Source organism: Thalassospira profundimaris (assembly GCF_003326795.1).
Classification (GTDB): domain Bacteria; phylum Pseudomonadota; class Alphaproteobacteria; order Rhodospirillales; family Thalassospiraceae; genus Thalassospira; species Thalassospira profundimaris_C.
The window spans coordinates 195,114-209,363 of record NZ_JPWI01000001.1 but is presented as its reverse complement, the minus strand read 5'-3'; the positions used below and the strand labels follow the sequence as shown (position 1 = coordinate 209,363).

Annotated in this window: 16 protein-coding genes, 1 tRNA gene and 1 pseudogene; 11 read left to right on the top strand and 7 right to left on the bottom strand. The window is 54.3% G+C overall.

The window, feature by feature from the left end; genetic code table 11:
* Positions 1–35 precede the first annotated feature (35 nt).
* Positions 36–1,019, top strand: coding sequence for a carbon-nitrogen hydrolase family protein (locus tag TH30_RS00985; RefSeq protein ID WP_114096237.1), 984 nt, complete (start codon positions 36–38; stop codon positions 1,017–1,019).
* A 16-nt stretch (positions 1,020–1,035) separates the two neighbouring features.
* On the opposite strand, the gene TH30_RS00980 is transcribed toward TH30_RS00985, so the two are convergent.
* The 3 genes from TH30_RS00980 to TH30_RS00970 all read right to left on the bottom strand — a co-directional run bounded on the left by TH30_RS00980 (position 1,036) and on the right by TH30_RS00970 (position 2,878).
* Positions 1,036–1,761 carry a glutamine amidotransferase-related protein gene (locus TH30_RS00980; protein WP_114096236.1) on the bottom strand — a complete coding sequence of 242 codons (726 nt, stop codon included), beginning with the start codon at positions 1,759–1,761 and terminating at the stop codon, positions 1,036–1,038.
* 257 nt (positions 1,762–2,018) lie between these two features.
* Positions 2,019–2,444, bottom strand: a complete 426-nt coding sequence (locus tag TH30_RS00975) for a DUF6691 family protein (RefSeq protein WP_114096831.1) — start codon at positions 2,442–2,444, stop codon at positions 2,019–2,021.
* Positions 2,444–2,878: a YeeE/YedE family protein gene (locus tag TH30_RS00970; RefSeq protein ID WP_181850126.1), complete on the bottom strand. Its 435-nt coding sequence runs from the start codon at positions 2,876–2,878 to the stop codon at positions 2,444–2,446. The genes TH30_RS00975 and TH30_RS00970 overlap by 1 nt, the downstream gene beginning before the upstream one ends.
* Positions 2,879–3,271: 393 nt before the next feature.
* On the opposite strand from TH30_RS00970, the gene TH30_RS00965 reads away from it, so the two are divergent.
* Complete coding sequence (locus TH30_RS00965; RefSeq protein ID WP_114096234.1) at positions 3,272–4,246, top strand: methyltransferase domain-containing protein; 975 nt, start codon at positions 3,272–3,274, stop codon at positions 4,244–4,246.
* Between the two features lie 20 nt (positions 4,247–4,266).
* Here TH30_RS00965 and TH30_RS00960 read toward each other — a convergent pair whose 3' ends face one another.
* Complete coding sequence (locus tag TH30_RS00960) at positions 4,267–4,728, bottom strand: YtoQ family protein (RefSeq protein WP_114096233.1); 462 nt, start codon at positions 4,726–4,728, stop codon at positions 4,267–4,269.
* 390 nt (positions 4,729–5,118) lie between these two features.
* On the opposite strand from TH30_RS00960, the gene TH30_RS00955 reads away from it, so the two are divergent.
* Positions 5,119–5,658 carry a hypothetical protein gene (locus TH30_RS00955; RefSeq protein WP_147251911.1) on the top strand — a complete coding sequence of 180 codons (540 nt, stop codon included), beginning with the start codon at positions 5,119–5,121 and terminating at the stop codon, positions 5,656–5,658.
* 224 nt (positions 5,659–5,882) lie between these two features.
* On the opposite strand, the gene TH30_RS21950 is transcribed toward TH30_RS00955, so the two are convergent.
* On the bottom strand, positions 5,883–6,311 hold the full coding sequence (locus TH30_RS21950; protein ID WP_147251910.1) for a hypothetical protein: 429 nt from the start codon (positions 6,309–6,311) through the stop codon (positions 5,883–5,885).
* Between the two features lie 140 nt (positions 6,312–6,451).
* Between TH30_RS21950 and TH30_RS00945 the strand changes: the two genes are divergently transcribed.
* From TH30_RS00945 to TH30_RS00920, 6 genes and pseudogenes are all read left to right on the top strand, one after another.
* On the top strand, positions 6,452–7,678 hold the full coding sequence (locus TH30_RS00945) for a hypothetical protein (protein WP_114096230.1): 1,227 nt from the start codon (positions 6,452–6,454) through the stop codon (positions 7,676–7,678).
* 98 nt (positions 7,679–7,776) lie between these two features.
* A complete protein-coding gene (locus TH30_RS00940) occupies positions 7,777–8,613 on the top strand; it encodes a helix-turn-helix domain-containing protein (protein WP_114096229.1) in 837 nt (278 codons plus the stop codon).
* Positions 8,614–8,687: 74 nt separating this feature from the next.
* Positions 8,688–9,002: a hypothetical protein gene (locus TH30_RS00935; protein WP_114096228.1), complete on the top strand. Its 315-nt coding sequence runs from the start codon at positions 8,688–8,690 to the stop codon at positions 9,000–9,002.
* Positions 8,995–9,753, top strand: coding sequence for a helix-turn-helix domain-containing protein (locus TH30_RS00930; RefSeq protein WP_114096227.1), 759 nt, complete (start codon positions 8,995–8,997; stop codon positions 9,751–9,753). The genes TH30_RS00935 and TH30_RS00930 overlap by 8 nt, the downstream gene beginning before the upstream one ends.
* Positions 9,754–9,825: 72 nt before the next feature.
* Positions 9,826–10,026: pseudogene (locus tag TH30_RS22645) on the top strand (helix-turn-helix domain-containing protein); the annotation flags it as partial.
* Between the two features lie 17 nt (positions 10,027–10,043).
* A complete protein-coding gene (locus TH30_RS00920) occupies positions 10,044–11,066 on the top strand; it encodes a tyrosine-type recombinase/integrase (protein WP_258548566.1) in 1,023 nt (340 codons plus the stop codon).
* 49 nt (positions 11,067–11,115) lie between these two features.
* Here TH30_RS00920 and TH30_RS00915 read toward each other — a convergent pair.
* Both TH30_RS00915 and TH30_RS00910 read right to left on the bottom strand, forming a co-directional pair.
* Positions 11,116–11,191 (bottom strand) — tRNA-Ala (locus tag TH30_RS00915).
* A gap of 98 nt (positions 11,192–11,289) precedes the next feature.
* Positions 11,290–11,595, bottom strand: coding sequence for an FYDLN acid domain-containing protein (locus TH30_RS00910; RefSeq protein WP_114096224.1), 306 nt, complete (start codon positions 11,593–11,595; stop codon positions 11,290–11,292).
* A gap of 361 nt (positions 11,596–11,956) precedes the next feature.
* Here TH30_RS00910 and aroA point away from each other — a divergent pair, with 361 nt between their 5' ends.
* Both aroA and cmk read left to right on the top strand, forming a co-directional pair.
* Positions 11,957–13,300 (top strand): 3-phosphoshikimate 1-carboxyvinyltransferase, encoded by a 1,344-nt coding sequence (gene aroA / locus TH30_RS00900; protein WP_114096222.1) that lies wholly within the window; start codon positions 11,957–11,959, stop codon positions 13,298–13,300.
* A 91-nt stretch (positions 13,301–13,391) separates the two neighbouring features.
* Positions 13,392–14,036 carry a (d)CMP kinase gene (gene cmk, locus TH30_RS00895; RefSeq protein WP_114096221.1) on the top strand — a complete coding sequence of 215 codons (645 nt, stop codon included), beginning with the start codon at positions 13,392–13,394 and terminating at the stop codon, positions 14,034–14,036.
* Positions 14,037–14,250 lie beyond the last annotated feature (214 nt).

The following is a 14,250-nucleotide window of genomic DNA, read 5'->3' as shown; positions in this document are numbered from 1 at the left end:
AATCATAAACACGTTATGTCAGGAACGCGCCCCAAATGTCTCTTTCAATAAATAACAGTTCCAAAAAAGATCAACTTAATGTTGCTGTTGCCCAGATTGCCCCGGTCTGGCTTAACCGTGAAGCCACACTGGCGAAGGTATCGGACGCCATTTCCGATGCAGCTGCGCAAAATGCACAATTGATCGGTTTTGGCGAAACGGTTTTGCCGGGATATCCGTTCTGGATCGAACGCACCGACGGGGCGCGCTTTAACGACCCGGTTCAAAAGGACCTGCATGCGCATTATCTTGATCAGGCTGTTGTGATTGAACGCGGTGATCTTGATACGGTCTGTGCGCAGGCCCGCGACCACGGGATGGCGATCTATCTTGGCATTTATGAACGACCGATGGACCGTGGTGGCCACAGCGGATTTTGCAGTCTGGCCTATATTGATGAAAATGGTGCCATCGGATCGGTTCATCGCAAATTGATGCCAACCTACGAGGAACGCCTGACATGGTCGCCCGGTGATGGCAACGGGTTGCGCACCCATCCACTTGGTGCCTTCCGGGTCGGGGGCCTGAATTGTTGGGAAAACTGGATGCCGCTTGCGCGTACCGCCCTTTATGCCGATGGCGAGGATTTTCACTTTGCCTGCTGGCCGGGGGGAGAGCGCAACACAAGAATCTCACCTTTCCTGGCACAGGAAGGGCGTTCCTACGTGATGTCGGTTTCGGGATTGATGCGGGTTTCCGATTTCCCGGACGACACACCGTATCTTGAACAGATTCTGGCCGGAAACGGACAGGCTGATATGCTGACCAACGGCGGGTCGTGTCTGGTTGCACCTGATGGCAGTTACGTGATCGAGCCGATCGTTGGTATCGAAGTGGTCAAAACCGCAACAATTGATCACGCGATGGTACGTCAGGAACGGCAGAATTTTGATCCGGTCGGTCACTATTCACGTCCGGACATTCTGAAACTTGAAGTGGACCGCCGTCGCCAGACAGCGGCCCGTTTCAGGGACGAATAACTTTGAGACCCGATGTTCAGGCTGCTTTGCGTGCGCGCTTGCGGGTCAAGAAATTCACAATCGATCGGGCAAATTCAGGGCTGCTGATCGGTGTCTCAAGCGACGTCATCGCAGCCTTGTGCACATCTTCGGGGATCAGATCATGGCGGGATTCCAGCAAGGCCTGCTCGTAGGGGCGCATGAATTCCGGATGGGGCTGGATCGATGCGGCATTGCTGCCATATTGCAATCCGGCATAGGGGCAGAAGTCCGAGCTTGCCCAAACGGTTGCCCCTTCGGGAAGCTCAACCACCTGATCCTGATGGAAGGCATTGATGCGCAAGGTGTCCGGGCTGTCTGACAGCCAGTCTGCATTTGCGTTGTCGACATTATATTCGTGAACGCCAACGCCCCAGCCCTTGTCGGATTTGACGACCTTGCCACCAAGGGCGGTTGCAAGGATCTGGTGACCAAAGCAGATGCCAAATACCGGCTGCCCGGCATTGACGGCCTCGCGCAGGAATTCTTGCAGGCGGATCATCCAGGGCGCGTTTTCATAAACGCCATGTTTGGAGCCCATAACCACCCAGCCATCTGCTGCGTTAATTGAATCCGGAAAAACGTCTTCAAGGACCGTCCAGGTTTCAAATTCGAGACCGGGGTCTACATCACCAAGGAGTTTTTCAAACATCTTGGGATAGCTTTTAAACTCGTCGCGAAGTTCTTCCGGGGCGAACCCGGGTTCAAGAATGCCGATCTTCATGCAGAAACCTTTATCGACTTCAAAGTGGCGCTGTTGCTCAGTTATGGGATTTTAGCGCCAAACACAAGCCCGGTGCTGCGAGAATTCGCGCGAATTTTGATCATAAATGCGAAACCGCCCGGCGTTATGCGCGGGCGGTTGCATGCTCTGCGATCAACCAACTGTGGGAGGGGTCGCCTGATCGCAGATCGTCCCCGCCCCCAAGGAGCTAACGGGAGCTAAGGGAAGCTATCGCGGGGATTATCGAACTCAGGGGGTTACGCATGAAGCCGCAAGGCCCGTGCGCCTGCCATGCCCGCAAGCATGGTAACCACAAAGATGATGGTATCGGTCTGGCCAAAGGCCAGTGCGCTTAATGCCGGACCCGGGCAATAGCCAACCAGTCCCCAGCCAATCCCGAACAGGGCACCGCCAAGGATCAGTTTGGTGGTGATGTTTTTATTGGTCGGCAAATTCATGCCCCCGCCACAGACCGCATCCGAACGTTTCTTGGCAAACTGGAAGATCGGGGTTGCCACAATCAGACCGCCGCCCATGACAAAGGCAAGGCTCGGATCCCAGCCACCATCGGCAATCGCCCAGATATCAAGGAAGCCAAGAACCTTCTGCGGATCGATCATGCCCGAAATATAAAGCCCGGCCCCGAACAGGGTGCCGCAAATCAGCGATACAAGAATACGCATCATGCTCCTCCCATCAGATGGCGGGTGACAAGAACGGTCAGGAAACCGGCAATCATGAAGGACAGGGTCGCGACCAGCGAGCGCAGCGAAAAGCGCGACAGGCCACAAATACCATGGCCACTGGTGCAGCCGCTGCCGATTGTTGTACCAACACCAACCAGAAGACCGGCTGCAATGATGACCGGAAGCGGGCTGGTGACGACGCTTTGGGCTTCGATTGATGTACCCGTCATCAGGGCAAGCGGGCCAATGATCAGGCCAAGGACAAAGGCCAGGCGTTCAACAAGGGTTTTGTCACCCTTGGCCGGTGCCAGAAGGCCACCGACAATACCGCTGATGCCGGCAATGCGACCATTGAGCAAAAGATAAAGCCCGGATGCCAATCCGATGAGTCCACCGCCCAACAGGGCTGAGACAGGCGTAAAGTTTTCCATCAGACTTTCCATAGTGAAATGAATTTACATTAAAATATGCGAATGAATTGATTTTATCAATCAGATTCGATTTGTTCGGCCCGTTTCCTTTGTCAAAGGTCGCGGCTTTGCCGGTTAATTTTCCGACCGGATCCGTGCTTTGACCAGACACGGGTCTTTTTGCCGGTCATGCCGGTGACCGGGCAGTTTTGCATGGATTTATTCCCTGTGTGTGCCGTTTGCGCGACGCAGATCACCAATTGTGACGAGGCAAAAGGTGTCATGTAATGTAATTCGCTGATTTTGTTTGATTTTATCCCTCTTGCCAAAGTCAGGGATTCAGAAGATACAGCAGTATCTTTGGTTGTGGTTCATGGCGGTTCCGCCAGACCCTTTTCGGATTTCAAAACATAGATGAGCAAGGATCGTCTGTCGGCCAGTCGGCGTCTTGATGTGGCATTGGCACTGGTGGCACAGGGTGACTATGTCGCGGCCATTGATGTGGCCCGTGCGGCTTTGTCTGCGGACATGGAATGGGAAGAAGCCCATTTCACGCTTGGCGATATTTATGAACGCGCCGGTGAAAAAGAAAACGCCATTGAAGCTTACCGTCAGTATCTGATTCTCGATCCGGTCGACCGCATGGGGGCCGAGGTCCGCCTGACCCTGCTTGGGGCTGCGGCGATGCGTGATCGTTTGCCACCTGATTATGTCCGCGCGCTGTTTGATGATTATGCGCCGCGCTTTGAAATCAGTTTGCGCGATCGTCTGGCCTATCGCGGGCCGGAATTGCTTCTCGAAGCGGTGCGTCCGTATCTGCCTGCCTTGTTGCGCCCGCTTGAGGTGCTTGATCTTGGTTGTGGAACCGGTCTGGTGGGCGAAGTTTTTGCCGGTCAGTTTGATGCCATTGACGGCATTGATCTTTCACCGCGCATGATCAACCGGGCGCGCACCAAGGGCATTTATCGTACGCTTGTGGCCGGTGACATTACCGACATGCCCGATGATCTTGGGCAGGAATATGGTCTGGTGATTGCGGCCGATGTTCTGAACTATCTTGGTGATCTGGCCCCGGCTTTGCGTGCGGCACATGCGCGTATGAAGTCTGGTGGCTGCATGGTGCTGACCCTTGAACATGGGGACACCTTCCCGTTCGACCTTGGCCCCGGCCAGCGGTTCCGCCATCATCAGCGCGCGGTCACCGAATGGATGGAAGAATGCGGTTTTGAGATCGTCTCGGATGCGCTTGGCGTTCTGCGTCAGGAAAAGGGCAATCCGGTCGAAGGCCGGATTATCGTCGCCCGGACCATCAGCGAATTTACGATGCTTGCCAGTGATCTGATTGCGCCGGGCGACCCGGATCAGGCATCGGGCCAGACGTTGCATTAACCTGATCCGGCCAGATACGGTTACTTCGGCATATCGCCGCGAATGATATAGGCCAGTGCCTGCACGACCTGTTCAGGTTCGCGCGCGACACCGTTGGCCGCACCATCAACTTCCTTGAGCGCGTGGTCGTGTTCTGCCGGATGCAGGGTGATATATGGAATGCCCATGGCTGCCGCATAGCCTGCATCAAAGGCCGCATTCCATTGCTTGTATTTTTCGCCAAAGCGAATGACGGCAAGATCCGATCCTGACAACAGGGTTTTGGTCCGCATGGCGTTAAGCTGTGCGCCTTTGCGGTCATGCCAGAACTTGTTTTCCTCTGGCCCGAAAACGGCAACACCGCAATCATCGGAATCTTCATGCATGGTGATCGGTGCAACCAGTTCGACAGGAAGCCCCGCTTCCTGGACGCCAGCGGCAATCCGTTCGCGCCAGTCGCTGTGAATTTCACCCGATAAATAGACGGTCCAGACTTTGGTCATGTTTCTATCCCTGTTTGATCTTGGCGATGGGTCAGATGCCCATACGGACTGTTCGATATCGCATCCTAGTGCAACATCGCTCTGGTCTCTACCGGGTGGGGCAGATTTTGGATCAATTACCGGAAAACGGGAGCTGGTGTGAAAACAAGCCCGAAACGACAAAACCCGTCGCCAAAGGCAACGGGTTTTGAATGGTGGAGCTGATCAGGATCGAACTGACGACCTCTACAATGCCATAAAACAGAAAGCCCAGCAAATCAGCGGGCTTGAGGCAAAAACTGGCGGAAAGTCGGTTCCAATAAAATCAACAACTTACGGACCTTGCGAAATCGTTTCGTGTGCATGCTCACGAAACGGTCGAATGGTGCTATCTGCGTGGAGGGGTTTGCAATGACCTCCAAGCAGGTGAATTTTACCGGTGGTCGGATTTCGATTAAGCGGGATGTTGGAGCTGTTACCGAATACGTTCTGTCCATCCATCTAACGCAGGTGGAGTTGGCGGAGTTACTCGGTTCTGTTGTCAATGTACGAACTTTGACGACACAGGCCCAGAGGGCGCAAAAGCGGGCGATCCAGAAGGAAGAAAAAGCCCGGAAGGAAGCAACAGATAAGCAAATCTCTGATTTTCTTGAACTTGGACGCGCTCTTGTGCGCGACCATGATCGGCATCATGCGCTTGGAATGCCTTACGGTAAAATCCTCAGGCAGTTGGTTCGTGATTATGGCGTGTCACAGCAACGCGCCGTTTCGCTAATCACGTTTGCCAGAAAGCAGGATCGGCAAGAGCGCGACAGCCAGATCATCAACCTTTTCAGTGAAGGAATAAGCAAGGCGGAAATCGCCCGTAATGTCGGCTGTTCGGTTCCTACCGTAACGAACGTAATTGCGGTTCATGAGCGCCGCCAGTTGCAGCTTGGAGGTGCCAAATGATCCGCACCAACACTGCTTATTTGCTCCAACAGGTGACCGAAGCCGGGTCAAGAGCCTTCTCGGGAGACCGCGCTTTAGCGCGGCGGAAGGCTCTTGATGCGGCTGAGGTTGCCATAGCGTCCCGCAAGGGTGGCAGGAAAGAACACGAAGCGAAGCGCAGTGTTCCTTCTCCTGCAACCCTGCCCGTTGGCGAAACGCGGGGGTTCGGGGGCAAGGCCCCCGACCTAGGTTCGCATGCGCGCACGAGTAATAACTCTTGGTGCTGCGCGGGGTGGTTGGCCATTGTCGCCAGTGTCAGGAAGTCGAAGTGGGACGGTGAATTGCACCCGGTTTGCGCTGGTAGCGTTGGTCCCGCTTTCAATAGAGCCGTCTGCTTTAAAAAGAGATACGACCTTAATTCCGCCACCAGCCTTAGTGCTGGCGTTGTCGCTTGCTGTAACAGCGACGTCAAACGCGACAGGCATGATTACGTCATAACGGTTGGTGTCGCTGTGGTACTCGCCGATCAAGATGCCAGCGGCAGGAAAATCTTTGCCGTCTGGGAGTGGCGGGTTTGCGCTAGCCCCAGTGTCGCCACGTTCGGCAGAAAACTCACTCAGGGCGTCAACGATCTCTGTGAGGGTGTCTTTCACAAAATCTTTCAGCGTAAGCATTTGGGCGCCTTTACCGTTGGGCTGCATCTCAGCCAGTGGATACTCGCGCAAAGTGTATCGGTTGCGAACAACCGCGCCCAGAGAAATGTCAGGGGGGCGGTTTTTGTATCACGCCCCCCTCTGGTGACAGGGGGTAAGATATGAAGCTGATTTACGCGGGCTTTGACGGCCTTGATGTGACGTTCAAGGGGTTCATCCCACCAAAGGCGGTTGAAGCCCTTGAGGCAGGCAAAGAAGCGTCTCAGGAACTCAAACAGGATCAGTATGTCGAGATCGGCAAATTCAAAGGCCATGTTGGGCAGGCCGGTCTTCGTGCTGGCGGATATTCCTACATCGTTGATACAGGCGATCTCGGTTTCAAATGGTTCATGTCCAAGTCACAGAACCGGGAAAACTGGGGCATTCGGGTTTCGTGCAAAAGTGCGACTTTGGCGGCGTTTGGGTTCGAACAGACCGTTGCGCGAATGTATGCAGAGCTTGAGGCCATCGGTGCGACGGTAACCGATGAAAGCATCAGTCGCGTTGATTTTGCGATGGATTGGAGGGTGCCGGGTGACTTCAGGATCAGTCCTGAACGGTTTTCAATGCATGGCACAACATCCAGCAAGCGTAGCGGTGATGATTGGCAAGACGCATGGCAAGGCCAGCGTTGCACTGGTTTCACGATTGGGAAGATGCCGGGGCGGCAAATCTGCATCTATGACAAGCGCCTCGAAGTCATAAAGAAGCAGAAGGGCTATTGGTGGCCGATCTGGGATATTGACCGTGAGGAACTTGATAGCAGCGGCGACCGTATCTGGCGGATCGAAATTCGTGCGGGGAAAAAACATCTCTACGAACAGTGGGCATGCCGTCGCTGGGAGGATTTGCGCCGTGTGCTGGGTGATGTGTTCAAAGATGCGATGTCCCAGATACGTTACAAGTCGCGCACATGGGGCGAACACGAGAACGTCACGCGCATTGAAGATGACCCGATCTGGATCGCTGCGAAGGACTGCATAACCAGCGATCTGTCCGATTGGTCCAGCAATGCCACACCGGGCGTTATCAAGCAGGTTATGGAAGATCAGCAGCGCCAGACCATCACGGCGCAGCTTGTCGGCTTGTCCGCAAATCTGGCCGTCTTGACCGGCATGGATGAAGACGAAATTTCGGCCGATCTACCCAGCCAGATAGCAACCCTGATCACGCAGCATGTGCGTGGGCCAAAGGCCAAAGACTTCAAACGAAAAATGCGAAAGGTCACGCGACGATACGAGATCATCGACAGCGATGGTGTCGTGCGTGGTGGCCGTTCCGATACGCGATACGGGCAATGCCCGGACAAGGTTCCCGAAGTGGTTTCGGGAAGTCCCGCAGGTGCATAGAGCACACGGGATCAAACTGCCGGGGAATGTCCCCGGGAAACTCCCATGCCCTACGTTAACGTTACGTAGGGAGGTGGGACACATGAAAGGAAACCAGAATGGTTAAACAAGTTCGTGATCTACCGGAAAATGATGCCATCGCAACGATGGGTGCAAAGCTGCGTGCGGCGCGTGATGAACTCGGGTTTTCCCGTGCCAAGGTGCAGGATGAAACCGGCATTCCTGCCAAGACGCTTGAGCATTACGAAGCCGGATCGTCGGAGCCGACGCTGACCCGTCTCAAGGCACTTTGTGATTTGTACAAACTGCCTTTCGGTGAAATGGCAGGGGCCGAGGAAGCACCCAAGGAAAGCTCCAAAGAGGCTGTTGGGGAAACTCCCATGGAAGAACAATCAGTTCCAAAGGAAGTTGCCGGGGAATTGCCGGTTGTTGAGGCAATGCTTGAAGAGTTGGCTGCGTTTCGAGTTGCCGGGTTCGATGGTTCGCAGCGTCGCGCCATGGCTCTGGTAAGCGAATTGAATGCAGCAATGAAACGTCTTGAAAGTGACGAACTGGAGGCGTTGGCCGAGACACGAGGTCTGTTTGAAGGTGATCGCCCTACCGCAGACGGTATTTTCGGCCTGTTTGTCGAGGATGTCGATGAAGCGCAGCGTTTCTGTGGTTTGGTCGAAGAGCGCATTGTTGATACGGCAATTCTTGGGGCTGATCTTTACGCCATCGACCGTGAAGCATTGGTCACAGTTGCCGACGAAATCAAAGACGAATTCGACATCGAAGAGCCGCGCTATCTCGGCTGGTCCGATTGCTGGGGCGATTACGCCGAGTTCGTGCCTCTTATCCGTGAACCTCTGCGCAAGCTGGCCTTGATGGGAAAGGGGGTCAATTTCACCGATCCGGGGCAATTCCCGGCGCGGGAACTGGAAGTTGCGGCCTGATCGCATAACGGCGCGGGTGATCCAATGCCCGCGCCACTCATTCAAACCGAGGAGTTGAAACGATGAATGCACCAATGAGCAAAACCGCAATCAGAAAGCAAGAGCACCGTCAGAAAACGACATTTGGTGTGGCTGGAATGATGTTCTGCGATGTGATTGATCATGATCAGATTGTCGTGGCCAGGGCAATCTTGCGTGCTGCGCAGCAAGTTGCAGAGTATGCGGATATCAACCCGATAGATTTTCTGACCGATGCGATAACAGCCCGTGCAGTGGACTATGCAAAGCGGGGTTTCATCAATGCGGATCAGGCAGAGGCAGCGACATTGCCCCTAAGTTTCTTTGCAGACCAGTACCTTGGTGAGCAGGAGGAGCGGCGCAATGTTTAGTGAAGGGATCGAACAAATGGGGCTTTCGTTTGCCAGTTGGCAATCTATGCGAGAAATGCCGTTGACAAAATTGGTCAAATTCGGCACCTTCAAAAAGGTAATGAATTTACACCATGTTGAGGTTTTGATGTCGCGGCGTAAGAATGCTCAAATTCCATTGGGTGAACTGCTCACCAAGGCTCGTTTAGAGCAGGGTCTGAGCCGTGCACACGTTGCGAAAGAGGCAGGTGTTAGCGAGAACTCGCTAGTTCGTTACGAAAAGGCTGGTTTGGAAGATGATGGACAGTTTCCGCCAAGTCCAAAGTTGGCGGCTCTGTGCTTTTCGTTGGAGATCAGCCCTTTGACGGCTCTTCTAAGCTGTTTGGGCGAGGAAGAGTACGCCGACTATTACATGAAGACACATGAGGATTGGCTTATGGATCATCCAGCTCATAACTATGTGTCGGAACAATGGTTTGCTTTGCTGCGGGATAATCATTTGCTGCGCGAAACTGTTCGCGTGTTTGTGGACCCTGACACAGCAAAAGAGAAGTTCGGTTCCGACGGTGTGGAATGGATTAAAGAGGAGGCAAAAAAGGTAATTGAAGCCGAGGATGCATTTGAGCAGAAAATGCTGGAACGAAAAGTTTTCCGGCCAAATATGCACGGTATGGGCATACCGGGGCCCGTTCGTAGTTCTGAGGAGGACCCTTTCGACTATGCAGCACAAAGTCATGACTACACCGGTAAGAAAAACGGCCCGGATGGGTGATCCGAGCCGCTTCTAATCTGTCAACCACTCAAGCTGTTGGAGCAGCTTGAACTAACCTAAAAGGATTAATTCATGAGTAGTCTCAACGCCCATGATCCTAACGTTTCCAGAGTGACAGCGCAAGTACTTGATAAGCTGTTGACCTTGCATGAGGTCGCAGCCCGTCTTGGTGTTTGCTACGAAACTGCACGGCAATTGGTGAAGCGTGGTGAGCTGGCATGCATCCAGCGACCCGGTTGCACCATCCGTGTGCCTGCATCGTCCCTGTCCGAATATCTGGAGCGTTACACATGCCCCGCAAGGAAGAACCACCCCGTCTCGTCAAGCTCAAGAACCGTGAAAACTGGTATATCCGGTATCGGGGTGAGACAAAGTCTACGGGCACAGCAGATCGCACGGAAGCTGACCAATGCTTGATAGAGGTCGTCAACCAACTCGAAGCCCCGTCCAGCACTGCGACCGTTTCGGAGCTGCTGGAAAAGCGGTTGGCGGACATTCAGGCCAAGGGACGCGCACGGGCGGAAAACACGCCCTACTATCACAAGCACCTGCACGAGCATTTCGGGAAACTGTTGCCGGAGCAGATCACATCCAGTCGCGTTTATGCCTATTGGAAGAAAAGAAAACACCGTCCCGGCGGTTTGCGGGCGGAGCTCATCGAGCTCCGCACCACCCTGAACTATGCCTTGAAAAAGGGGTGGATCGAAGTGGTGCCGGAAATCGACACACCGGGCAAAGCTCCCCCACGCGAGAAGTGGCTAACTCAAGAGCAAGCCTATCAGTTGTTGGAAGCCGCAGGGCCACAGCATTTGAAGGTTTTCATACTGGTTGCGATGTCAACCGCAGCCCGGAAATCGGCAATCCTGCAACTCACATGGGATCGGGTAAATCTGGATCGTCCGCATATCGACTTTCAGGACCCGGACAGGGAAGTTACCGGGAAGCGACGGACGGTTGTCCCGATCAGCGAAGCTACGGCAAAGATGCTTTTGGATGTGAAACGGTATGCGCAAACGCCCTATGTGGTCGAGTACAACGGGAAACCGCTGGCCGATATCAAGAAGTCGTTCCGGCAGGCATGTGTGAATGCGGGGCTCGATCCGGTATCGCCGCATGTGCTGAAACATTCGGTGATTTCTTGGTTGGCGATGGCCGGGCATTCAGTCGATCAGATTTCGGATATGACCGCGACGACACGGGAAACCGTGACGCGGGTGTATCGGAAATGGTCGCCGGAGTATCTGTCTTCGCTGGCCGAAACGCTGGCTCCGAGGGCGGATATCGTGAGCATGTTCACGAAACCGGCAAATTGAGCAAACCCGGAAACAACAAAACCCGTCGCAGAAAGCAACGGGTTTTGAATGGTGGAGCTGATCAGGATCGAACTGACGACCTCTACAATGCCATTGTAGCGCTCTCCCAACTGAGCTACAGCCCCACTTTGTCCGCGTCGCAGATTTGCCTGAGCTTTCTCTGCGGCGCGGCGCATATTTAGAAGGTTCACCAAATGTTGGCAAGACCTATTTTCAAAATTTCTTAGCGGTCGTCGTCATCAGATTCGACATGCTCGTAGACTTCGCCAAGATCATCGTCGTCTTCGCCGAGATCAGAGGCATCTTCAAGAATATCGTCATCGAGATCCGCATCGACATCATCGTCAAGATCGGTGACGTCATCGATATCTTCGTCTTCTTCCGGTGCCGGTTTGGCAACCGCGGCTTTCTTGACCTTGGTCACGCCATCAGGTGTTTTGCATTTCGGGCAAACAACCGGGCTACGGTTCAGGTCATAATACTTGGTACCACAGGCGAGGCAGTGACGTTTCTTACCGCGTGCTGACATTACGGCAAATCCTCTTAATTACCGTTATCATCTAAGAAAAAGACTTTCTGTCGCGAAGTGCTGCAACGCAGCGCAAAGCGTAATGTCTGAAAGGCCCAATTGCCATCTTGTTGGCGGCTTGTCAAAAGGAAATTGATCCTTTTGTCCTTTGATCCGTCAATGATGTGAAACAGGCCCGCAATCCGTGCAATCATCCCGTCAAAATTTGGCTTCGATACTGGTGCCTGATAACCGCTTGTGCTAGAGCTTTGGGCGCGCAATCTGAAGACGCCTGAGCGCCTGAAATCACGGCAACACGTCTCGGCTTTTCTGGGTGGCGGCACAAGGGATGATAAAACAATTTACTGACAGGTATGGCTAAATGAGTTCTTCGCAGACCAAACGCCCGCTTTCCTCGGCCAAGACCGGGCCAATTTCGGGCGATATCCGGGTACCGGGTGACAAATCAATTTCCCATCGTTCCCTGATGTTTGGTGGTCTGGCAATTGGTACGACCAAGGTAACGGGCCTGCTTGAAGGCGAAGACGTTCTGGCGACCGCAGACGCCATGCGCAAACTCGGTGCCACCGTTACCCGGGATGATGACGGGACCTGGCATGTGACCGGTGTTGGTGTCGGTGCGCTTCGTGAACCTGATAGCGTGATCGATATGGGCAATGCCGGGACCGGCATTCGTCTGATGGCGGGAATCGTTGCCACCCATCCGATCACGACGTTCTTTACCGGCGATGCATCGCTGTGCAAACGCCCGATGGGCCGTGTGGCCGATCCGCTTTCGGAATTTGGCGCACAATTCATTACCCGTGACCGTGGCCGCCCGCCGATGGCCGTTATTGGCACGGACGAGGCAAAACCCGTGACCTATACCCTGCCGATGGCCTCGGCCCAGGTGAAATCGGCTGTGATGCTGGCAGGTCTGAATACGACTGGCACCACGACCGTGATCGAACCCAAACCGTCGCGTGATCACACCGAACGCATGCTGCGCCACTTTGGCGTCGATGTGGATGTGAAGGTCAATGACGATGGCGGTCGCACCGTCAGCCTGACCGGTCCGGTCGAAATGAAGGCGGCTGATATTGTTGTTCCGACCGATCCAAGCTCGGCAGCATTTCCGATGGTCGCCGCCCTGATCAACCCGGACTCCCGCGTGATCATCCGGGACGTGTGCCTGAACCCGTTGCGCACCGGTCTGATCACCACCCTGATCGAAATGGGTGGCGATATCACGATCACCAATGAACGCGAGGAAGCTGGTGAAACCATCGGTGATCTGGTGGTGACCGGCAAAAACCGTCTTAAGGGGATCGTTGTTCCGGCCGAACGCGCGCCGTCAATGATTGACGAATATCCGGTGCTTGCGGTGGCTGCTGCCTATGCCGATGGCGAAACCCGCATGTGTGATCTTGAAGAGTTGCGCGTCAAGGAATCTGATCGTCTGGCTGCGGTGGCAGCAGGCCTTGAAGCCAATGGCGTGATCCACCGGATCGAAGGCGACGATCTGATTGTTACCGGTGGTGTTGTCCCCGGCGGCGGCATGGTTGAAACCCATCTTGATCACCGCATCGCGATGTCGTTCCTGGTTCTTGGTCTTGGCGCGGAAAAACCGGTTTCGGTTGATGATGCCAATCCGATTGCCACAAGCTTCCCGAACTTTGAAAAACTGATGGGCGATATGGGCGCAAAATTTGCGCTACATTCCTGATCGATCTGTCCCAATATATAAAAGTCGATATCAAGCCACCGATGGGCCACCCATAGGCAGGACCCGTTAATACAAGCAGGGAGCGAAGCATATGATCATCGCCATTGATGGGCCGGCAGCGTCCGGCAAGGGGACTTTGGCGCGTCGAGTCGCGGACGCAATGGACTATGCCTACCTTGATACGGGCCTTTTATATCGGGCCACCGGTGCGAAAGTTTTGGCCTCAAATGCCGACCCGGAAGACGAAACTGCCGCGGTTGGCGCGGCCAAAAATCTGAGTGCCGATGATCTGCAGGGCGAAGAGCTCCGCAGCGAGGAAGTCGGCACCGCTGCGTCAAAAGTTGCAGCGATTCCAAGGGTTCGCGAGGTATTGCTTGATTTCCAGCGCAGCCTTGCAACCACCCCGCCCGGGGGCAAGCACGGGGCGGTTCTTGATGGTCGTGATATTGGAACGGTCGTTTGCCCGGAAGCCCCGATCAAGTTTTATCTGACCGCTTCGGTCGAAGAACGCGCAAACCGTCGGTTCAAACAGTTGCAGGAAAAAAATCCCGCTGCTATATACGAGCGCGTTCTCAAAGAGCTTGAAGAACGGGATGCCCGAGACAGTGCTCGCGATGTCGCACCGCTCACCATGGCAAAAGACGCAATCCATATCGATACGGACCGTCTGAATGCCAATGCAGTGTTCGATGCCGTTATGGCGCATATCCGCACCCATATGGGCGAGGATGACTGATCAAAGGGCGTTTTAACCGTCAGGCGATGAACGATCCCGAGGTGCCGGTCGTAATGACCTGTCCCTAAGGTGAACGACTTGTGCGTTCACCTTTTCGTGTATGGAAGATACGTCTTCTATATATGTCCGGGTTTGGGCAGTGACTGACAATATCGCCGCGATTTTGCGGCAAAGACCACCGGATACAACCGGTTGGCCAGAATATAGTGACGAT